The organism is Kiloniella sp., from assembly GCF_965205715.1.
Lineage (GTDB): Bacteria > Pseudomonadota > Alphaproteobacteria > Kiloniellales > Kiloniellaceae > Kiloniella.
In genome coordinates, this window is the sequence record NZ_CBDBHW010000014.1 from 1592842 (window position 1) to 1612608 (window position 19767).

The window sequence follows — 19767 nt, forward strand, 5'->3', positions numbered from 1 at the left end:
ATTACGGCAGACTAACAACGAAATTCCTTTAAAAGTATGTTATTCTTTCCGGTCTAAATAGAGATTGGTGTGTTAGAGCGAGATAGAACTTCCAAATATTCCAAGGTGGAAACATGACGGTTGAACGCCCTGATATAACGACAGAAGACCCTGATTTAATATTGCATGATCACGAATCTGATGTTGTGTCCAATGCGAACATGACTGACAGCCCCCGGCGTATCCTTGTTATCAAGCTTTCTGCCTTTGGTGACTTCATACTTTCTATCCGCTCGTTCCAGGCCATCCGTGCCTATCATCCCAATGCAGATATAACCCTGCTTACGACCAAACCCTATGTTCACTTGGCCGAAGCAAGTGGCTGCTTTAACTCTGTTTTGGTCGATGCACGGCCAAAATTATTTGAAATTCCACAAATTCTCAAACTTCGGAAAAATTTACGATCCCGCAAGTTTGATCGGGTATATGATTTACAACGCAATGAACGAACCCGGTTTTATTACAAGCTCTTCCCGTCAAATAAACCCGAATGGGTCGGCAATGTCAGGGGCTGTTCTCACTATTACGAAAAGCCTGAGAGCGGAATTTACCACATATCTGTTCGGGAAAAGGCACAGTTGGAAACGGCCGGGATTACCGACATCAAGCTCCCTGACCTCTCATTTATAGAGGCCGATTTATCCGAGCTTCACCTCCCCCGTAACTATGCCATGCTGGTTCCCGGTGGCGCGCCACATCGTCCGGAAAAAAGATGGCCTATTGAATACTATTCTACTCTTGCAGATCATCTAACACATCTTGGCATAACGCCAATTTTGATCGGTACAGAGTCTGAGCGAGTTGAGTGTGATGCAATAGAAGAAAACTGCCCCGCTGTCCTTAATCTTTGCGGCAGAACCAATTTGGAGCAAATCGCTGTTATTGCACGAAAATCACAATTTTCCGTTGGCAATGATACCGGCCCCATGCATCTGATTGCAGCCGCGGGTTGCCCCGTTGTGGTTTTATTTTCGAAGGCTTCAGATCCGAACAAGATTTCGCCGATTGGGCCAGATGTACAAATTATTCGCGAGGACGATCTACAAGACCTATCCATTGAAAAAGTTACCGCAGCGCTTCCCGCCGTGGCTCTCGACTAAGATAAATTTCTAAATAGCCCTTAATACAACATGAGCATTCGCAGCTCAGGATTTGAGCTGTTCACTCTCGTAGCGTGCTTTGATATGAGAGACCACGGGATATAACGCAGCAAATGTTGCAATCAAGAAACCATAGCCCCCTTCCCGGTACCCCTTACGCCCAACAAAACAGCGCCAAAAGCGACTGAATATACGTCGAACATTATGCGGCATGGTCCCAATTTCCCCGCTTTCTACCAGGTCTTTTGCCCGGGCGGTACTATAGGAATCAAAACGTCGGATCATGTCGGAGATATTATCATCCACATAATGTACGAGCCTGTGTTTGAGCTTTGCTCCTCTGCGCGCGCCGTCTTTCCAATGCAAGGCGGGATGGACACGTTCAAGTCCCCATGACTTGGTGCCCTTGCGGCAAAGTCTGGAAACAGAGGCAGTACCAAACTGAGCGCCCCACCCGTAACGCACGAGATGATCACCGATATAGTTATCAACAGGAATCAGATAATAATCAGCATCCCCGCGCTCAACCGTTTGCCTAATTTCTTCAGCTAGCTCAACGGGGATGCGCTCATCAGCGTCAATCTCTAGTATCCACTGTCCACGGCAGGCTTCGTTACCAACGTTGCGACGATCTCCCTCAACCGGCCAGCCCCCCTCAACGATGCGATCGGTGTATTCCAAAACGATGTCTTTGGACCCATCGGTGCAACGATCAAGAACCACGACGATTTCATCACAGAATTTGACGCCTTCAAGGCAATCCCGGATACGCTTTTCTTCGTTGTGAATAACAAGAAGGGCCGATAACTGAACATTTTTGATCATATCATCGGAGGGATTTGTCGCTTCTTGTGGCATTCTCAAACCTTGTAACTAACACAGTTGAATAGGCCCCATTATAAATATAATTGGGCAGAAAGTTATTCTGTTCCTCGGTTGTAAAGCTCCTCGGCCGCTCTGACAACCGTCTCCACCTGGAGAGATTTCATATAACTCTCGACCCCGTGCCGATAATCATATTCGGGATGCTCTGTGATATCCGCAAAGCTTTCTGGTGTTCGAATGCAAGCGCAATCTGCGCCCCAGGGGTGGTATCGCCACTCAGGACTTGGCCCAAATAGCCCCAAGGTCTTAACACCAGCGGCAGCAGCCAAATGCATTAAACCGGAATCATTGCCAACAAACAGACTGCATTTTTTCAAGAAAGCCCCAGCGGTCACGAGGTCATATCCGATTAGATCAATGATACGGTCCTTGGGAAGACAGGAGAGAATATCTTTCATTTGCGCGCGTTCGAGAGGTGCTGCTAACACCGCAATACGGGCTCCAGGTAAGATCCCAGCAGTAGACGTCAGGTCTTCAATGAGCTCTATAAAGCGTTCAGCTGGCCATTGCTTCCCACTCCAGTTAGCAGCGGGTCCAACAGCCAGAACCTTACTGCCTGCAGGTATAAGCTCTGCGGCTTTGTTTTCGTGGGTCTCATCTGTCCACACGACAGGAGATGGGGGCTCTACAGAATCCAAAACCCGGGAAAGCTCAACAACCCGGTGAACCTTTTCATCTTTTGAGCCCGCTATCAATCGGTGGCCGGCCCATAGAAAAAAACTTATGCCCGTTCCGCGCATATCAATCACCGCATCCCACCGCTTGGGAAAACAATGCGCCCAAAGCTTTAACCAATGCGCATGGTGTTTTAGCTTTGTTATCGGGATAATTTCTTCAAGGCCAGGAACAGCTTCATAAAGAGACGCAGATACACTGCCCGCTGCAACGGTAACCTTGGCGCCGGGGTATTGCTCAAGCATCGATTGCAAGACACCATTGGACAAGACGGCATCCCCAATTCGGTTCGATGTAATAAACAGTATTCTCAAGGTGTTCCTTCCCCACTAAAAGGGAGTTAGACTGGGAACAAATGATTTATACCAAGCTACCTCTTTCATCAACAGTTGTAACGCCTTATATATCTCAACAAAGCATATTTCCGACTATTCAACTCAGACATAATACGGATATAACAGAATGAGCGATTTACGGGTCATCCCGCTCCAACACCGCACGGTTCTTAGGCTTGAAGGTGAAGAGCTTGTCCCTTTTCTTCAGGGGGTAGTGACGCAAGATGTTACCAAGGTCACTTCTGAACATTCTGTATGGTCTGCTTTACTCACGGCTCAGGGAAAATTTTTGCACGAATTTTTCATTAGCCTCAATCCCGAAGGTGGATTTCTTCTCGATTGTGAAAAAGAACGTGCCTCTGACCTGCTTCGCCGCCTAAAGCTTTATAAGATGCGTTCCAAGGCCAGCCTAGAACTCACAGGGGATGACTACACCGTCGCTGTGATAATTGGTGACAATGTTGCCCAAAAATTTGGCCTTAGCCCGCAAAAAGGAGCTAGCCAAGCTATTCAGGATGCAACGATTTATATGGATCCACGTCATTTGGGACTTGGTGCGCGTGCCATCATAGCTTCTGAGAAACTAAGTACTTTTATAAACGATCATGAACTGCGCCCAGGAACTCTGGAAGACTACGATAGTTTAAGAATTCCATTGGGTATTCCGGATGGCAGTCGTGATTTGGAAGTTGAAAAGTCCATCCTGCTAGAAAACGGTTTTAATGAACTCGGCGCAATTGATTGGGATAAAGGTTGTTATATTGGCCAGGAGTTAACCGCCAGGACCAAATATCGTGCCCTTATCAAAAAGCGCCTTGTTCCGGTTTCCCTTACAGGTCCGACACCTGAAATTGGTTCCGATATCACCCTGAACGGTAAGAACGTTGGCATCCTTAGATCGACATATGGGCAGACCGGCCTCGCGACGCTCCGCATTGATGCCATTGGGTCGGACCAATTGCTCTGTCAGGACGCAAACATTACCCCCAAAATGCCCGATTGGATTGAGATCGTTTCCTAGAGGCTCCCAATTTTTAAAAACCTCTACAGCTTAATGCCCCGATGCATTTGAAATAAGGTTAAGGATGAGCACGCCGCCAATAATCATGGCAATGCCGATCACCCCAGCCAGATCCATTTTCTCACCATAGATTACAATTCCAAGGCCAGCGGTGAGAACGACCCCCGCCCCGGACCAGACAGCATAGGTCACCCCGATGGAAAGTTGGCGGGTGATAATAGAGAGAAGATAAACTGCAAAGATATAGCCAACCAACACGACAATGGAAGGGATCGGCTTGGTAAAACCATCAGCAGCTTTTAAAGATAGGGTGGCAATGACTTCACTTACAATCGCAACACCCAACAGCATATAAACCGACATTTCCGTCCCCTACCAAAAATAAATCTAATCTGTAATCAGCCCAGCATTAAGCATAGTCCTAGAGATCTTGCTAGCTTGTTTGCGGCAGTTGGAGAAATTTCTCCATTTTTTCTTCGCCCCAACATTCTTAGGAAACCTATCGGCGAGAAATGACGAGCTCCTGTTGAACTTGAGAAAGCAATTCAAAAGGTGATATTTCGCCTGCCTTATCCAAAGAGAGCTCCGTGTTTTGCAAAAATGATAAACCTGCCCTGCCAAACAAGTCCCGCACGGCTTCTCTCAACCATTGTTTGGCTTGTTGATGTCGCTGAACTGATAACATCCCCTCGCTTTGTAGCCAGGTATAGTGCTCATCAATTGCCGTCATAAATCCTTCAAGGCCTGTCTTATCACTGGAAGAAAGAGCAAGAACTTTCACGGCCCAATCACTACTCTCCTCGCTGGAGAGAGATAATGCACCTCTGAGATCAGCTTTTGTTCGTTCTGCAGCCTTGCCCATGTCGGCTTTTGTTACCAAGGCGATATGAGGGATTTCCGCAATACCCGCTTTCATAAATTGCAAAGAGTCCCCAGATCCGGGTTGCACACAGAATACGACAGTATCTGTAACACCGGAAACATCGGTTTCAGATTGCCCGACACCAACCGTTTCGATCAGGACAATATCAAAAACAGCACGCATCAGCACCATGGCCGCAATGGTAAGATCGGCAAGTCCCCCAAGCCGCTCGCGCGCTGCCATGGACCGGACAAAAACGCCCTGGTCCTCAGGATCCGTTGAAAATCGAACCCGGTCCCCTAATAAGGCGCCACCAGATTTTTTGGATGAAGGATCAACAGCGATCACACCGACAGTTCGGCCCTCGGCCCGATAACTTTTAATTAGTTCAGCTAACAGTGTTGATTTTCCGACACCAGGAGGTCCCGTAACACCAACCACCTGTGCTCTCGGCGCATGGTAGCAATCATTAAGCAGGTTCAACATTTTTGCCGGTGATTGTTCCAAAAGCGATAGGGCACGAGAAAGTTGCAGCTTGCCCCCTTTTCGCAACAATTCCAAATCAGGTATCTCTTCAGCAACCATGCTATACTCTTTCTCAGCTTGTTCACAGTTTATCGACGTAAACCATGTTGTCTCTATTATCGGGCTGTGATGCTATCAGACACAATTAATTTGAGCATTAATTAACTATCCCTTTATTTGAATTCATTATAAAATTCTATTTTAACGCGTCAAAAAACTACATAAGATGATATGCATCAGGGTAGTTTTACCATCTAGGGGCTACGATAAATAAGACCCAAAAATAATTGATACATCCACAATAATAAAAAAGAGATGTAGGAGGGCAAGGGATGACAAAGAAACCACAAACGGTTCAATACGGGAGCAAGAAAAAGCTCGCCACCCATGTTGCAGATTTACTTGGCATTAAAGACACTAATGCACAGAGTTATAGTGCACAGGATTTTTCTACCTTTGATCACCTACATTCCCGCGGCCGTGCCGCTACACGGGAATTAAGTGAGTTTCTATCTGTGCATCCCGGATCAAATTTGCTGGATATTGGCTGTGGCATTGGTGGCCCGGCCCGCTATATTGCCGAACGCTTTGTTTGCAATGTTCACGGGATCGACCTAACTGAAAATTTTTGTGATACCGCAGAACTTCTAAACCGCTTAAGTGGCTTGGATAACCGTATAAAAATCACCCATGGCAATGCCCTTTCCCTCCCCTACGAAGACAATAGTTTCGATACGGTTTGGACACAGCACACTTCCATGAATATTGCCGATAAGAAAAAATTTTACGGAGAAATTTATCGCGTATTAAAGCCGGGTGGCATGTTCTTGTTTCACGATATTTTTTCTAATGAGAACATCCATACCAAAAAAGAGAGAGAAATCTTGCTTCCCGTTCCCTGGGCCAGCAAACCTGAACACAACCACTTGGTTCAAGAGGGTGTCACCCGAGACCTGCTTGGAGATTTTGGATTTCACCGTGAAATATGGAACGACGTAACCGCAGAAACCCATCTTTGGTTTCATAACTACAACAACAATACTGCCCCGAAAGACAGCAAGCAAAAATCTCTGCCTAATGAATTAGGGCCCGAATTATTTATTGGCAATGATTTCAAACTCAGAGCACAGAATCTCAAACAAAATCTTGCTGATAAAAAATTAACTGTCATTCAGGGTGTATTCCGTAAAGAGTAAATAACCGCTCCCTTCAATCTGAATAGAAAGCCCTAGTATGCTTACGCCTTTCCACATTGCCATCCCCGTTCGTGACATCCCAGAAGCCAGAGATTTTTACGGCACCAAGATGGGGTTCCCCGAAGGGCGCAGTAGCGACAAGTGGATCGATTTTGATATGTTCGGACACCAGTTCGTTGTCCACCTAGACGAGAGTCTTGGCAAAGATGGATCGGTCAATCAGATCAAAAATGCCGTCGATGGCCACGGGGTGCCGGTCCCTCATTGCGGGGTCGTATTGCAAATGGATGACTGGGAAAAACTGGCTAATAAAATGCGCGGGATTGTTTCTGATTTCATTATTGAACCCTACGTCCGCTTCAAGGGAGAAACCGGGGAACAAGGTACAATGTTTTTTACCGACCCGACAGGAAATGCCCTAGAATTCAAAGGCTTCAAAGACATCCAAAAAGAACTTTTTGCCAGCTAAAAACAATCAATTCTCATAACTTTGTATATGTGAAAAAGGGCCGCAAAAAGCGGCCCTTTACTTCTTTGCTTCTGGCGGAACCTATCGGGGAATAGAAAATCCAGAAGCTCAGAATTCTCAAATTATTATTGTTTTAGAAATAATAGCTAAAACGGACCTGAACGTGATCATCCCGGCGGGTATCGTAAAGCGGTTCACTACTGGTAATACCATCAGACAGTCGGAGTTCAGCTTCAACGGTCCAGCGATCACTTAGACGGCGATCGGCTTCAATGGAGAAGCTTCGCGCATGGCTTTTACGGTCGATAATCATCCCCGCAAGAAAGTCCGTATCCTCAACATCGTTGAGGGTCACACGGGCACCAACGAAGATATCATCGTCAAATATCGTGCCTGGGGCCTCATCTTCATCGCGGCCATCATAGTGGTATTCCGCAAGCACGCCGAGGTCACCAGCGTCCCCGATCAATCCGAAGAAGGTGTATTCAAGCCCCCCGGAAAAAGCGACAAAATCATCACCTTGTCCGCGGCGATAGATGCCTTCCCACTTCCAAAGCCACTCATCAAAGGTTGCCTGAATATCAGCCGAGCTCTGATTGATAATATCATAGTGGGGCACAAGAACAGGTGCACCATTACTATCGTTTTTCACAAGCAATCGCGGTTCACGACTAGTACCATAAAAATGCGCAAGACCAAGATCCCAATCTCCGAGAACTGTTGCATAGCGCAAAGCAAAATCGGGATGAAATTCTTCTAAATCTGACTCGTATTCAGCTTTATCCGTATCCACGGTAAGCGAGGACCGCAACCGACCTTTACGGCCTGGGAAAGTACGCTCCCGGAAATAGGGCATGGCAAAGAGGTTAAAATCACCGATCTCATTCTGGATCCCCAAATTGATCATCGGTTGACCTAATTTGTCCTCCCCATCGGTATCTTCAACACCGTCTGTCTGGTTGATAATATCAACGAGATGCCTTGATTCCGTTACCCCCCAAAAAACTTTGTCAGCACCAATTTTCAGATCCCATCCATCGTCAATATGCAGGTATTTCAGTTCACGAATATCACCATGGCGTCGTTCGCTGTCCTGAGCATCCAAACGGAGGAAGGGTTTAAAATCGATGCGGTCATCACCATCATTCCACTCGACCAAAAATTCTGGTTCGAGAACGACAGAAGGATTTAAATGTTGATCCCTTTGGCCGCTATGCAATGCAGAATCAGGAAAGATTCGCAAATCCAGCGATGCTGATCCTGAGTACTCCCAGTAAAGATCGCTTTCTTCATCATCAGCATGCGCCTGATTGGCAGAAACAATTGATGCCCCCAATGCCACTGCCCCGGTTACAACAACCAGGGCAGCAAGCTTGATGAGCTTCACTTTTTTAAAAAGTCTGAAACGCGACCTCATCACGAAACTCTCTATTTAACTCGTTTCAGCGAATTTTTTGTCAACTCGCTCTCTTTAAGACCGGTTTGGAATTCGATCTTATCAAAGACTAAGCGGGTTTTCTTACCAGTCTGGTGATTTTCCATGAACATATCATATGGACGCCAGTACTTACCAAGGTGCTGTTTGAAGTTTGATGAAACCAAAGTCTTCAACAATTTACCTTTGCGATCGTAATAATCGATTTTTTGCTGACGATACTCAGAGAGATCGTACCAGGTGATCATCTTGGTATAACCAGAGTTCTCATAGGTTGGTGTCTGCTCAACCACGGAACATTGAAGCTCACCACAAGGCTCGTCTCTCAGCCATTTGTAGGTGTACTTCTTCAGTTCCTGTGCGGACAAATCTTCGTAGGCAAATTCTGAACCAAGGAAAGGACCAGATTTATTTTTAGAAGAGATCCGTTTCACGCGTTTTACAGCAGGCAGGTACATCCACTGATCATCGGGGTCGAAGATTTTGGCATAACTTAGGAAAGCCGTGCCTTTAACATCACGAGGTTTATCGAAAATAGTCAGGCTTTTATCGCCGACATCAGCACCGGGAACTTCGAGAGTTTTCTGACGCATCTGGCGGATTGACTGATCACCGTGACGGTTTTCCAACTGCATTTGCATGAAAGATTCAGTGTCACCAAATCCCCAGTCTCGACGGTCCCACTCTTCTGCGACCGCGGTTCCTTTGGCCACATCTGCCGCTTCGTCTGCCTGGGCAGCGCTCGAAAGCGCTACACCAGAAGAAAAAGCCACAAGGGATAGACTGAATACAGTCGTTAATAGTTTGGCACTTCTCCGCTTTGTTGAGTAGATTTAGGATTTCAAATAGAGCATAGATTGATTATCTGGAATGGATGATTGTCTAATTTTGAGTTTGAAGTATTCGGTATCCTTGATGCCTCTGGCTCGCTTACGGATCATTCCTATACTGACATTACCAGCCTCTATCCTGGCGCTTGTGAGCTTGTGTTTGGCGTAGTTGCAGATGCCCACACAATGTTTCCGTAGGGATTTCGCGAACTTTTTTAGATAGAGCATCTGTGACTGATCTGCTATCAGGCACCAACGTTCCAGTTGCTCCGCCATCGCCTCAAATGAAGCGGCACTCCACAGCAGCTGAAGCTGTTCTTTCAAGACGTAAAGTGCATTCAGGTTGCTATTGCTCTCCAGCAACCTTTGCAGCTTGTCACTTTGTTTTTCACTCAACTTATCCGCATTTTTGAGCAACAGATAATGCGTCCCTTTCATCAACTCTTTACCACTTGGATCGGCCTTTCTGAACTCAAGTCGACGCTGATTATGGATAGCTTTGCTGTAGTTTTTCATGACGTGGAAACGGTCAAATACTATGTCGGCCAACGGCAAGGACTCTCTGACAGCCTTTTGGTAGGCAGGCCCCATATCCATCGCTACGGCCTTTATTTTGCAGGCTGTATCTGGTTGCAGTTGTTTCAAAAACCTTGAAAAAACCTCGGCAGTTCGGCCTGCTTCAACCCAGATCAGATGACCGCCAACCATATCGTAGACCACCGTCATGTAGTCATGACCTTTCGCCCGGGCAACTTCATCTACACCAATATATTCCAAGCCAGTTAGCTCTGCAGGATCAAGCGTAGGGAGAGTTTCAATAAGGTATGCCCTGTCGATATTCTTGACCGTTTCCCATCGTATATCCAAATGTCTGGAAACCGCTTGAATAGACATATGCCGACATAATCCACTGATCAGTCGGCAAAATCGGTGAGTGAAACGGCACCCTTTATCAACAAAATCACACCCCTCAATGCGGCGTTCGCCCTTGTTAATATAAACCTGCGCCAGCTCAATCTCGACCACACAAGGATACCCAAAAAGGGGGATGTCGTTTACTTGTCGGCGGACATGCTGGTTGATGCTTCCCTTCTGGCCTGTAGCAGGGTCTATAGCCCTCCTACGCGCGTCTCGGCTGCAGTGAATGACAATCTTAACACCGCCGTCATCCAGTTTAATTTCATTTACACGTTTGTAGAGCGTCAACCACTTTGTCCGGTTGCGTCAACCACCTTGGCCGCTTTTGATGCGGCTGTGATCTGACGTTTATTTACGATGCTTCAGGCATATTTTTCACCTTTTTGTTTGTGGTTTTCCGCAACATTTTTTTGAGATTTTGGGCGGCTTCCCATTGTCTGTAGCTGTCGATATTCATCTCAAGAATGGTTGAGTGGTGAACAAGACGATCGATTGCTGCAACGGTCATGGCCTTATCTTGAAAAATATTGTCCCATCCGCTAAAAGGTTGATTGGCAGCAATTGCAATACTTCGGTACTCATATCGTCTGGCGATCAATTCAAAGAGCACGGATGTTTCAGATATATCCCTTTGTGCATAGGTAATATCATCGAGAATGATGAGATCAAATTTATCGAGTTTTGCGAGGGCGTTTTCGAGCATAAGTTCACGTCTGGCAGCCTGGAGTTTTTGCACCAGATCACTGGTTTGCGTATAGAGCACACGGTATCCAGCCTCTATAAGAGCATAACCTACGGCGCATAGGAGATGAGTTTTTCCTCCCCCTGAATTTCCAATGGCAATCAGATTTGCTCTTGCGTCAATCCAGTCACCGGCAGACAAGGCTTCGACCTGCGCCTTTTTCACGTTAGGCAGCCGCTTGAAGTTAAAAGTGGCCAGAGTTTTTCCGCCCAGCAGGTTTGATGCGTTGAGATGGCGTTGAATGCGTCGCGTGTCCCTTTCGGCCAATTCATATTCGGCCAAAACGGCAAGGAACCTGGCTGCTGACCAGCCCTCCTTGTCGGATTGGATTGCGATATCTTGCCAGTGTTTGTGAAAGCTGGGTAATCGTAAGTCAGTTAGCATAAGAGGCAGCTTGTGCTGATCCACTTCAATGTTTGTCATGCCCGATCCTCCAACAGAGTATCAAAGACTGATAATGAAGGTTGAACCACGGGAATATCAGGAGGTAAATCCGTGTTCTTTTTTGTGATATTCAGCTTAAGTTTTTTTGCGCAAGGTAGCCTTCCTGCATTGATTTCTCTCGAAATCAGGTGCGCGACTTCGGCCTCACAAGCCTCTTCGTGCGCAAGGAAAAGTATCCCAACCATCTGACGACACGCATCTCTGCGGGACAACTTTTTCTGAAACAATGTCCAGGCCAGGGAGTACTCGGTTCTTGGAAAAATACTGTCACGATAAATAGAATTGGCGAGTGCCTGAGGTTTACGTTTGAGAGCATGAATGACGTGATGATAATTGATAACATGAATGCGGGGGCCTTTGCCGTGCCCCCGCTCACGAGAATGGCTGACGACATGAGTGCTGCCTAGATAGGCTTCTATCCGGTTATCGTAAATATGGACACGCAAGCGTTGACCAATTAGGCGAGAAGGGGCGCTATAAAAAACCTGCTTAACTAAAAAACCACTTGTTTTGGTAACTCTCGACACGACTTCAGTGTAATCTGTTGTTCGCCGAGGAGGTAACGCCTTGAGAGATTTCAACTCTGTTTGGATATCTTGGTCACGATGTTTGTTCCGTCTAGCAATCAGCTCGTCCAAAAATCGCCGATACTCATCCAAAGTGTCAAAGTCATTACTGCCACGCAAAATCAGGGCCTGCTTTATCGCAGTCTTAAGGTGACCGTGGTGAGATTCAATGGCACCGTTCTCGTGTGATTCCCCTCTGTTATTTCGACTGGCCTCCATACCGTAGTGCTCAACAAAAGCAGAATAACGTTTGGTAATGTCCTCCTTTTCCTCAACGCTCAAATTCCGAAAGGCCGCAGACAGGCTGTCGGTCCGGTGGTTTTCAGGAGCGCCCCCCAAGGACCAAAGCGCATTTTGTAAGTTCTCCGCAAGGGCTGTAAAACTCTCACCGCCAAGTACGACCCCAACATGTTCCCATCGGCTATATACCAGAACAAAATGATAGAGCCGATGCACCAAAGGATCTCCTGCAATGGTAATACTTAAGTCGGCTGCATCCGTGAAATCTGATTGGCCCATGTAACCCGGCTCAGGTGTTTGCCTGAAAATGATATCCTTTTCAGGGCCATTCAGAGCCCGCCATCCCCGAACTCGGCGCTCTAACGTGCGCTTGACACGGTCATCGGGAAAACGGAGCGGATAGAGGCTCTGTATGTGGCGCAACAAAGTAATGGGTTTGACCGAGTTGTCTTTATCCAAAATGGGAAGGATGTCCTTATCCCAGATATCTTCAAGCGGATCAGAAACTGTTCGCCCTCGCTTTATATTGCGTTGTGACGGTAAAGTCGCATCAACGTCAAATCGGCGGGCCGTGCGTTCGCTAAACCCTGCGCGGGCAGCGGCGGTTCGTTGACCATGAGTTTTTCTATCTGTCATGTAAAGTCTCAGTTGTTCATCTGTGATAAATTTATACGGCAAACAGGTTCCTCCAATTACATCTAGAGGTTCCTAATTTATCAACTCACAGCAGCTTGTAACTAACACCAAATTAAGCCTTGGCCGGTGGATCTGATTATCAAACGGGCACGCCCTTTTTAATGATCAGATCCACCGGCCAAGGTGGTTGTCGCAACCGGCCAAGGTTATTGTCGCTGAACACACGTTGCCCTTTGAGGCCTAAAATATGCTGCGAGATGTTGATTGTCATATACCTGCTCTATGTAAAGTTATCAGAAACCATACATATCAACAGGTTACTTGGCGGTCGGCATCTTTTTCTACTCAACAAAGCGGAGAAGAGCCGCAAAAATCAGTGATAGAGAGATCAAGACAAAAGCCAGAGCCGTTCCCATCAACATAGATTTGATATTACGATCTGCCAGGTGAGCGAACATAACTGATGCACCAGAGCCATCGGCTTCCATGTAACCCGGGGCATTATCACGCAACCACTGAGTTGATTCCAACGCAATGTTACGCATGTCGTTAGAAGAAACGTTATCCAGGGTTACAGTCATACGTGATGCTGATTTGTCGATGTTGATCTGACTGTTGAGGTCAAGACCGTATGGCAAAGACATTTCATAAAGCAACAGATACTGAGCCGCGAGATCACGTTCTTCAGGTAGCTTGTACCAAGTTTCGTCATCTCCGTGCATTGATTTGTTCAAACGCTTAAGGATATCTGTGATTGAATTAACATGAACGACTTCTGGCTTGGCACGTAACCAATTGGCGAAATCTTCCAGATGCGCCAGATAAACCGGACTAGCTACTCCACCAGAATTTTCAGCATCGATGGAGAATTCAACCTGGTAAACACCCGTTAGGTTATCACGCGTGAAGTCACTGTCGACGCGGAAAGGAACCGATGTATCAAAGTATTCAATGAAACGGTCATCAAGTTCAATTTTAGAAATAAAGGAAGATGTTCCGACAACGATCAATCCCATGCCCAGAAGCAATTTGGTTCTGTGAGAAATCACAAATTCACCAAGACGTTCCATGGCAGTGAATTTCTCTTCAGTTACCTGTTTAACTCTTACAGGTGCAACCGCAATAAAGGCAGGAAGGAACGCAATAGAGAAAATCCAAGCCGCAACAACACCAATAGCCGCAATATTTCCAAGATCGTGGAACGGAGGAGCTTCAGAGAAGTTCAGGCTCAAGAAACCAATGACAGTTGTCAAAGATGTCAGGAACACAGGCTGCATGTTTACACGCAGGCTCTCAACAATCGCGTCACGCTTGTCTTTACCATGGCGCATTTCGTGGAACATGGTCACCAGGATATGGACACAATCCGCAATCGCAATGGTCAGAATAATCGTTGGAGCCATTGCTGATGGCGGCGTCAATTTCATGCCCATATAACCGGCAGTACCCATCGCAACCATAACAGAGAATATTGTTACAATCAGCGTACCAATCGTTCCAGTGAAGGAGCGCAGGAAAGCGACCAAGAAAACGATAATTACAAGGAACATCAGCGGCGTGAGCGTACTCATATCCGCCATAGAAGCTGTCGGGAAAGCGTTACTCAAAGGTGCTAGCCCAGTGATGGCAACTTCCAACTCAGGATTGGCTGCTTCAATCGTTGCAGCAATGTTTTCAGCAAAACTAACTGCTTCATTCAAAGCAATAGCATCATCCGGGGGAAGCTGAAGCGTAACCTGAATACCTGTTGTTGTACTATCAGCAGAGATAATACGTTTGGCAAGTGCAGGCTCGGTAAGCGCAATCTGCTCAATTCGATCCAGGCCAACCTGACTAAGTCCACCCGTTTCTTCCACAAGATCCGCAACTGTCAAATCATCTCCGACAGCTTCGGTATGTTGGAAGTTGGTAATGGAATCAACCCGAATAGAATAAGGAATCTGCCAAGATTCTTCTGTTACATCCTGAACGACCTGAAGCCACTGTGGTGTAAAAATCTTGCCATTGTTAGGCTTTAAAACAAAAAGAATATTATCTGTTTTGGTATAGACATCCTGCAAGCTTTCAAAAGCATTTAGCTGTGGATTATCATCACCAAAGAACACACGGTAATCACTTGTAAAGGAAAGTTTTTGCATCCCGGATGCGGCACCAACAGCCGCCAGAATGCTCACCAGAAGAACTAGCCAACGCCAGCGAATTATGCCCTTTGCATAATTAACTGAGAGGCGGTCCATGAAATTACTCATTACCTCAGCTCCGAAAAAATTCCGTTAAATTTCAGTGCAGGGCTCAGTACCCGAAACGCTTAAAACCGGACAAACCCATTAGATTTGCTTTTGTTTCCCGAGGTTTTTGCGCTATTACCATACTTGCTATAGGGTAATACACTGAAGTAAACTATCCGGTGTAGTTTACTTATTTATAATTCAATGTAAACTACACGGTGTAGTTTTTTTGGAGTTTATTTTGGCAAAAGATAACTGTATCCTAGGTGCACAGGGGCGTAGAGCAGATAAAAAGAAAAGTAAAACGGGCCAAGACTCGGGTGCAAAACACTCGGGTTGGGACAAAGATAAGTGCCTTTTTGCTTCTCTCGGACAGAAATTGACCCGATCAGAGCAGAAGCGGAACGACATCCGCGATGCCGCTGTCGAAATTTTTATGACCCAAGGTTTTGAAACTGCCAGCATGGATCAGATCGCAGCTTTGGCCGGGGTTTCCAAACGCACCGTCTATAGTCATTACGGCTCTAAAGAAGAGCTTTTTGCTCAAATTATGAGTAGTATTTGCGAAGTCAAACGCGAAGAGCTCGACGTCAAACCCGACCACAGCCTTCCGATCAAGGAATGCCTGACCAAGCTCGGAAATACCTTTCTTGATATGCTGCATTATCACGGCAGCATATCTCTATTCCGCATCTTAATTTCCCAAGCCGAAAACGATTCTATCCATGGCGAAGAGTTTATGAACGAAGGCCCGAAACTCTCCAGGGAGCTTCTCGCGGCTTATCTCCAGGAAAAAATTGACGCCGGCGAAATTGAGGTCGACGATCCCCTTGAAGCAGCACAAAGTTTCTATTCCACCCTCTTTGGCGCCCGCTATTTGAACTGTTTGGTAACTGCAGCTCCCCCACCATCACATGAAGAGATTGCCATACTTGTAGACGGTACAGTTGACCGTTTCATCCATGGACTAAAAATGAAAAGTTAAGTACGCAGGTACTCGCGTTCCTCTTTTTCAAGAAGGGAATGAAGTTGAGATCTTTGTTAGAATCAATGAAGCAGGCTTATTTCCCTGTGAGCAAAGCGTCGATCGACCATTACATTGAAGTCAGTAATTGGACCATCGTGCAATCGCGCAGTAACCTCTGCCTCACCAGAGAACTCAACTGATTGTAAAGGCGCATCCAATCTCAAGTCCTCCTGACCGGAAACTTCCAACACCATTCCCTTACCTTGTAATATTGTCAGGTTCCTGTCGATGTTCGGAAAGTGGGAAAAAGCACCATCCTCGCTCACACTTGCAATACTGATGCGCCACAAAAACGGGCTGTCCTTAATCGCCGGCACATGGCTTGGATCATGTGCTGAAACGGCAAGTTCCAGAGTTGTTCCGAGGCCATTTTTCCACGGCATGGATTTATAATCACTTTGCTTGAGATGCTTTTCCATATCGACCTGTGCGAGTTTTCATGAGCGAATTTACATGGGTTGTTAATATCAGAAGTTTTAGATGTTAGTCTTCTGGTTCATACCGATAACGGAAGTCGCAATGACTTGCGCCCTGCATGATGGTTTGGCTGCGGTCCAAATGTATTTTTGGATCATAACCAGTACAAAATGTTCCGTCACGCCCACAGGATAGAATGTGACCGATATCCCCAACACCCATCTCGCGGTACATTTCCGCGAAACGGCACCGGGTGACATTGTAATCGACATGTTTATCATCTTCCTTGAGGATTTCGACTTCAAGGGCACCGTCAGCCATCCACTGAGGCAACAAGGCATGAAAGCTCAACAGGGATGTCGTTTCCTCCTGCCCCTCGGCATAGGCTTTGCCGTGAGCAATGGAGTTTTTGATAATAGCATTTTCCAGAATTGATTTAGCCCGCTCGGCCCCGAGCTCTGCAGCCATCTCCTCGTATATCGGCTTGATAATATTCGCCTCTATCCGGCGCTGTTCAAGGATCGGAAGATCAGTTTTACTCATTTTAGGACCTCACACATTCAAACTGGAATACTCTCACTCCATCCCAATATTGTTTCTGAAGCGAAGATATCAATAGAAACATATACAGATAGAAAACCAGCATCACCACCCGTAACAGCAAAAAGGGCCGCCGAAGCGACCCTTTTGTTAGCGTTCTACTCACGAACAATGTTAGTCGATGTCGAAAGTAATGCCCTGTGCCAGTGGCAATTCACGGGAATAGTTCACTGTATTGGTTTGGCGACGCATATAAGCTTTCCATGCGTCAGAGCCGCTTTCGCGCCCACCGCCGGTTTCCTTTTCACCGCCAAAAGCACCGCCGATTTCCGCCCCACTTGGGCCGATATTTACATTGGCGATACCACAATCGGATCCAACATCTGATAAGAACTGTTCAGCTTCACGGACATCGGTTGTAAAAACACAAGATGACAGCCCCTGCGGCACTTCATTTTGCATGTCGATTGCGGCATCGAAATCTTCGTACTTCATCGCATAGAGGATCGGGGCAAAAGTTTCGGTTTTAACCACTTCACTTTGCTCTGACATCTCAACCACTGCTGGGCGCACATAATAACCGCCAGGGAAATCATCCGCCAGTTCACGGTCGCCGCCATGAACCTTTCCGCCAACAGCTTTTGCAGCTGCCAACGCACTTTGCATATTATCAAACGAGCCCTGATCAACCAAAGGACCGACCAGTGTTCCCTGGATAAGGGGGTTGCCAACTTGAACCGAAGCATAGGCTGAAATCACGCGCGGCATAAGCTGATCGTAGATATCTTTGTGCACGATCAAGCGACGTAGGGACGTACAGCGTTGTCCGGCTGTCCCCACAGCAGAAAAGAGGATGGCACGCACTGCCATATCCAGGTCAGCGGTTGGCGATACGATCATCGCGTTGTTGCCACCGAGTTCAAGAATTGAACGGCCAAAACGTGCGGCAACTTTGGGTCCGACCTGACGGCCCATTGCCGTAGATCCAGTAGCGGATACAATCGGCACGTCTTCACTGCTGACCATGGCATCGCCGACATCGCGACCACCGATAATTACATGATGCAGACCTTTAGGTGCATCATCGCCAAAACGAGCGAGGGCTTTCTCAAAAATTTTCTGACAAGCTAATGCCGTCAAAGGCGTTTTCTCAGAAGGCTTCCAAATAACCGAGTTTCCACATACCAGTGCAAGTGCCGTATTCCAGGACCAAACCGCAACCGGGAAGTTAAAGGCAGAAATAACACCGCACACACCAACAGGATGCCAAGTCTCACGCATGTGGTGACCTGGACGTTCAGACGCAATGGTCAGACCATAGAGTTGACGTGAAAGACCAACAGCAAAATCGCAAATGTCGATCATCTCCTGAACTTCGCCCAATCCCTCTTCGTAAATTTTCCCGCATTCAAGAGTTACCAAGCGGCCGAGATCTTCCTTCGCGGCGCGCAACTCTTCCCCGAGTAACCGGACAAGTTCACCACGACGAGGCGCAGGCACGGCTTTCCAGCTTTTGAAAGCAGTCTTTGCCGAGGCAATAATGCCATCAACATCAGCCGCAGAAATCTCCTGCACTTTTGCAATCTCGGCCCCATCAATAGGCGAGGTCACTTGGAGAGAACCTCCGCTTGTTTCTGTTGTAGACAAACCGAGACGTTCTAGAATTTCTGAATAGCTCATATGCGTTTCCTTATGACACCTGTAAATGCAGGTCAGGTATTTATAAACTCGCCAAAAATGATAACCATCAAGGCCCCTCTCTAACGGAGGTACGCCAATCAAGGAAATCATTCCACGAATTATATTGTATATTTTGTACGATTTTAATTTAAGGCGTGATTGCGAAACAACAAAGAGAGAAATAATTGCAACATCATGACTATAACTCATGACGGCTGGAATCATCACGATTTACATTAATACCGAAACCAGTTGGTAAAAAGATCGGCCTGGGCGAGTTTTCTTTGATATATAATTTGCTTAAATATTTGGTATTGTTGAGTACTTAAATTCATTTATCAGTAGATAATATTTCAAAGACATGACACCATCTACCTGCCTAAACAGAATAAAACCCCATTATTCTATATTTTATTCACGACCTATATGTAATTCCTTCCGAACTTCTTTGAAAAAGATCTGGTAAAAATGACATCTGAAGAGTTGGTGAATAAAGAAAGTGATACATCCCAGAACGCTAAAATGAAGAGTTTTTCCACCCCCCTTAGATATGAGGAAGACTCACCGCCCAATTTAGTCCCCCCTCGCGTGGAATGCTATCTTGATAAGGAAAATCATATCCGACACATGGCCTACATCGGCACACTCCACCATGAACAACTCATCACCCAAGTGCTTGATATCTGGTCACATATTCCTGATCTTGGAAAATATGACAATCTTATCGACATGAGATTTCACAAAGGAGATGTCGGTTGGCATACAGTCAAAGAAATTGGCAAACAATGGAGCCTTCATTTTGATGGGCATGCACCAAACAATCGAACGGTTTTTGTCTCCACCCACATATCATTCACCATTCTCATAAAGGCAATACAGGCTTTTGCCCCGGAGCACACCTTTCAGGCCTTTAACAGTAAGACCAAGGCAATGGCATGGCTTATGAAAAAAGAATAA

The 19767-nt window shown here is 46.4% G+C and carries 21 protein-coding genes; 7 read left to right on the forward strand and 14 right to left on the reverse strand.

The genetic code is table 11. From position 1 onward, the window contains the following. The first annotated feature begins 113 nt into the window (after nucleotides 1–113). On the forward strand, nucleotides 114–1139 hold the full coding sequence (locus ACOGW3_RS24735) for a glycosyltransferase family 9 protein (RefSeq protein WP_419905365.1): 1026 nt from the start codon (nucleotides 114–116) through the stop codon (nucleotides 1137–1139). 45 nt (nucleotides 1140–1184) lie between these two features. On the opposite strand, the gene ACOGW3_RS24740 is transcribed toward ACOGW3_RS24735, so the two are convergent. Together ACOGW3_RS24740 and ACOGW3_RS24745 are read right to left on the reverse strand one after the other, a co-directional pair. Continuing rightward, nucleotides 1185–1997: a glycosyltransferase family 2 protein gene (locus tag ACOGW3_RS24740; protein ID WP_419905366.1), complete on the reverse strand. Its 813-nt coding sequence runs from the start codon at nucleotides 1995–1997 to the stop codon at nucleotides 1185–1187. Between the two features lie 62 nt (nucleotides 1998–2059). Next, nucleotides 2060–3013: a glycosyltransferase family 9 protein gene (locus ACOGW3_RS24745; protein ID WP_419905367.1), complete on the reverse strand. Its 954-nt coding sequence runs from the start codon at nucleotides 3011–3013 to the stop codon at nucleotides 2060–2062. Between the two features lie 148 nt (nucleotides 3014–3161). Between ACOGW3_RS24745 and ACOGW3_RS24750 the strand changes: the two genes are divergently transcribed. After that, complete coding sequence (locus ACOGW3_RS24750) at nucleotides 3162–4055, forward strand: YgfZ/GcvT domain-containing protein (protein WP_419905368.1); 894 nt, start codon at nucleotides 3162–3164, stop codon at nucleotides 4053–4055. Nucleotides 4056–4085: 30 nt separating this feature from the next. On the opposite strand, the gene ACOGW3_RS24755 is transcribed toward ACOGW3_RS24750, so the two are convergent. Further along, a complete protein-coding gene (locus ACOGW3_RS24755) occupies nucleotides 4086–4418 on the reverse strand; it encodes a DMT family transporter (RefSeq protein WP_419905369.1) in 333 nt (110 codons plus the stop codon). Nucleotides 4419–4554: 136 nt separating this feature from the next. Further along, nucleotides 4555–5502, reverse strand: coding sequence for an ArgK/MeaB family GTPase (locus tag ACOGW3_RS24760; RefSeq protein ID WP_419905370.1), 948 nt, complete (start codon nucleotides 5500–5502; stop codon nucleotides 4555–4557). 272 nt (nucleotides 5503–5774) lie between these two features. Here ACOGW3_RS24760 and ACOGW3_RS24765 point away from each other — a divergent pair, with 272 nt between their 5' ends. Both ACOGW3_RS24765 and ACOGW3_RS24770 read left to right on the forward strand, forming a co-directional pair. Then, nucleotides 5775–6638 carry a class I SAM-dependent methyltransferase gene (locus ACOGW3_RS24765; protein WP_419905371.1) on the forward strand — a complete coding sequence of 288 codons (864 nt, stop codon included), beginning with the start codon at nucleotides 5775–5777 and terminating at the stop codon, nucleotides 6636–6638. A gap of 37 nt (nucleotides 6639–6675) precedes the next feature. Beyond that, nucleotides 6676–7107, forward strand: coding sequence for a VOC family protein (locus ACOGW3_RS24770; RefSeq protein ID WP_419905372.1), 432 nt, complete (start codon nucleotides 6676–6678; stop codon nucleotides 7105–7107). Nucleotides 7108–7240: 133 nt separating this feature from the next. Here ACOGW3_RS24770 and ACOGW3_RS24775 read toward each other — a convergent pair whose 3' ends face one another. The 6 genes from ACOGW3_RS24775 to ACOGW3_RS24800 all read right to left on the reverse strand — a co-directional run bounded on the left by ACOGW3_RS24775 (nucleotide 7241) and on the right by ACOGW3_RS24800 (nucleotide 13189). After that, nucleotides 7241–8494 (reverse strand): hypothetical protein, encoded by a 1254-nt coding sequence (locus tag ACOGW3_RS24775; protein ID WP_419905373.1) that lies wholly within the window; start codon nucleotides 8492–8494, stop codon nucleotides 7241–7243. A 41-nt stretch (nucleotides 8495–8535) separates the two neighbouring features. Beyond that, on the reverse strand, nucleotides 8536–9315 hold the full coding sequence (locus ACOGW3_RS24780) for an outer membrane lipoprotein-sorting protein (protein ID WP_419905374.1): 780 nt from the start codon (nucleotides 9313–9315) through the stop codon (nucleotides 8536–8538). Nucleotides 9316–9375: 60 nt separating this feature from the next. Further along, nucleotides 9376–10578 carry an ISL3 family transposase gene (locus ACOGW3_RS24785; RefSeq protein ID WP_419905375.1) on the reverse strand — a complete coding sequence of 401 codons (1203 nt, stop codon included), beginning with the start codon at nucleotides 10576–10578 and terminating at the stop codon, nucleotides 9376–9378. Between the two features lie 64 nt (nucleotides 10579–10642). Next, nucleotides 10643–11455 carry an IS21-like element helper ATPase IstB gene (istB, locus tag ACOGW3_RS24790; protein WP_419901088.1) on the reverse strand — a complete coding sequence of 271 codons (813 nt, stop codon included), beginning with the start codon at nucleotides 11453–11455 and terminating at the stop codon, nucleotides 10643–10645. Beyond that, complete coding sequence (istA, locus tag ACOGW3_RS24795; protein ID WP_419901087.1) at nucleotides 11452–12960, reverse strand: IS21 family transposase; 1509 nt, start codon at nucleotides 12958–12960, stop codon at nucleotides 11452–11454. The genes istB and istA overlap by 4 nt, the downstream gene beginning before the upstream one ends. 97 nt (nucleotides 12961–13057) lie before the next feature. Beyond that, nucleotides 13058–13189, reverse strand: coding sequence for a hypothetical protein (locus ACOGW3_RS24800; RefSeq protein ID WP_419905376.1), 132 nt, complete (start codon nucleotides 13187–13189; stop codon nucleotides 13058–13060). On the opposite strand from ACOGW3_RS24800, the gene ACOGW3_RS24805 reads away from it, so the two are divergent. After that, nucleotides 13176–13298, forward strand: coding sequence for a hypothetical protein (locus tag ACOGW3_RS24805; protein WP_419905377.1), 123 nt, complete (start codon nucleotides 13176–13178; stop codon nucleotides 13296–13298). The two genes, ACOGW3_RS24800 and ACOGW3_RS24805, sit on opposite strands and share 14 nt — an antisense overlap. Here ACOGW3_RS24805 and ACOGW3_RS24810 read toward each other — a convergent pair. Beyond that, complete coding sequence (locus tag ACOGW3_RS24810; protein WP_419905378.1) at nucleotides 13260–15167, reverse strand: efflux RND transporter permease subunit; 1908 nt, start codon at nucleotides 15165–15167, stop codon at nucleotides 13260–13262. The two genes, ACOGW3_RS24805 and ACOGW3_RS24810, sit on opposite strands and share 39 nt — an antisense overlap. Before the next feature lie 220 nt (nucleotides 15168–15387). On the opposite strand from ACOGW3_RS24810, the gene ACOGW3_RS24815 reads away from it, so the two are divergent. Beyond that, nucleotides 15388–16131, forward strand: a complete 744-nt coding sequence (locus tag ACOGW3_RS24815; RefSeq protein ID WP_419905379.1) for a TetR/AcrR family transcriptional regulator — start codon at nucleotides 15388–15390, stop codon at nucleotides 16129–16131. 62 nt (nucleotides 16132–16193) lie between these two features. Here ACOGW3_RS24815 and ACOGW3_RS24820 read toward each other — a convergent pair whose 3' ends face one another. The 3 genes from ACOGW3_RS24820 to ACOGW3_RS24830 form a co-directional block, all read right to left on the reverse strand. Further along, nucleotides 16194–16592 (reverse strand): HutD family protein, encoded by a 399-nt coding sequence (locus ACOGW3_RS24820; protein ID WP_419905380.1) that lies wholly within the window; start codon nucleotides 16590–16592, stop codon nucleotides 16194–16196. A gap of 64 nt (nucleotides 16593–16656) precedes the next feature. After that, a complete protein-coding gene (locus ACOGW3_RS24825; RefSeq protein WP_419905381.1) occupies nucleotides 16657–17133 on the reverse strand; it encodes an L-2-amino-thiazoline-4-carboxylic acid hydrolase in 477 nt (158 codons plus the stop codon). 171 nt (nucleotides 17134–17304) lie between these two features. Then, nucleotides 17305–18810, reverse strand: coding sequence for an aldehyde dehydrogenase family protein (locus ACOGW3_RS24830; RefSeq protein WP_419905382.1), 1506 nt, complete (start codon nucleotides 18808–18810; stop codon nucleotides 17305–17307). 468 nt (nucleotides 18811–19278) lie between these two features. On the opposite strand from ACOGW3_RS24830, the gene ACOGW3_RS24835 reads away from it, so the two are divergent. Continuing rightward, a complete protein-coding gene (locus tag ACOGW3_RS24835; protein WP_419905383.1) occupies nucleotides 19279–19767 on the forward strand; it encodes a hypothetical protein in 489 nt (162 codons plus the stop codon).

What these genes read in the sequence shown, in the direction of transcription:
- ACOGW3_RS24735 (WP_419905365.1), top strand. Translation starts at nt 114, where the DNA reads ATGACGGTTGAACGCCCTGATATAACGACAGAAGACCCTGATTTAATA.
- ACOGW3_RS24740 (WP_419905366.1), bottom strand. Translation starts at nt 1,997, where the DNA reads ATGCCACAAGAAGCGACAAATCCCTCCGATGATATGATCAAAAATGTT.
- ACOGW3_RS24750 (WP_419905368.1), top strand. Translation starts at nt 3,162, where the DNA reads ATGAGCGATTTACGGGTCATCCCGCTCCAACACCGCACGGTTCTTAGG.
- ACOGW3_RS24755 (WP_419905369.1), bottom strand. Translation starts at nt 4,418, where the DNA reads ATGTCGGTTTATATGCTGTTGGGTGTTGCGATTGTAAGTGAAGTCATT.
- ACOGW3_RS24760 (WP_419905370.1), bottom strand. Translation starts at nt 5,502, where the DNA reads ATGGTTGCTGAAGAGATACCTGATTTGGAATTGTTGCGAAAAGGGGGC.
- ACOGW3_RS24765 (WP_419905371.1), top strand. Translation starts at nt 5,775, where the DNA reads ATGACAAAGAAACCACAAACGGTTCAATACGGGAGCAAGAAAAAGCTC.
- ACOGW3_RS24770 (WP_419905372.1), top strand. Translation starts at nt 6,676, where the DNA reads ATGCTTACGCCTTTCCACATTGCCATCCCCGTTCGTGACATCCCAGAA.
- istB (WP_419901088.1), bottom strand. Translation starts at nt 11,455, where the DNA reads ATGACAAACATTGAAGTGGATCAGCACAAGCTGCCTCTTATGCTAACT.
- ACOGW3_RS24805 (WP_419905377.1), top strand. Translation starts at nt 13,176, where the DNA reads ATGTTGATTGTCATATACCTGCTCTATGTAAAGTTATCAGAAACCATA.
- ACOGW3_RS24800 (WP_419905376.1), bottom strand. Translation starts at nt 13,189, where the DNA reads ATGACAATCAACATCTCGCAGCATATTTTAGGCCTCAAAGGGCAACGT.
- ACOGW3_RS24810 (WP_419905378.1), bottom strand. Translation starts at nt 15,167, where the DNA reads ATGAGTAATTTCATGGACCGCCTCTCAGTTAATTATGCAAAGGGCATA.
- ACOGW3_RS24820 (WP_419905380.1), bottom strand. Translation starts at nt 16,592, where the DNA reads ATGGAAAAGCATCTCAAGCAAAGTGATTATAAATCCATGCCGTGGAAA.
- ACOGW3_RS24825 (WP_419905381.1), bottom strand. Translation starts at nt 17,133, where the DNA reads ATGAGTAAAACTGATCTTCCGATCCTTGAACAGCGCCGGATAGAGGCG.
- ACOGW3_RS24830 (WP_419905382.1), bottom strand. Translation starts at nt 18,810, where the DNA reads ATGAGCTATTCAGAAATTCTAGAACGTCTCGGTTTGTCTACAACAGAA.
- ACOGW3_RS24835 (WP_419905383.1), top strand. Translation starts at nt 19,279, where the DNA reads ATGACATCTGAAGAGTTGGTGAATAAAGAAAGTGATACATCCCAGAAC.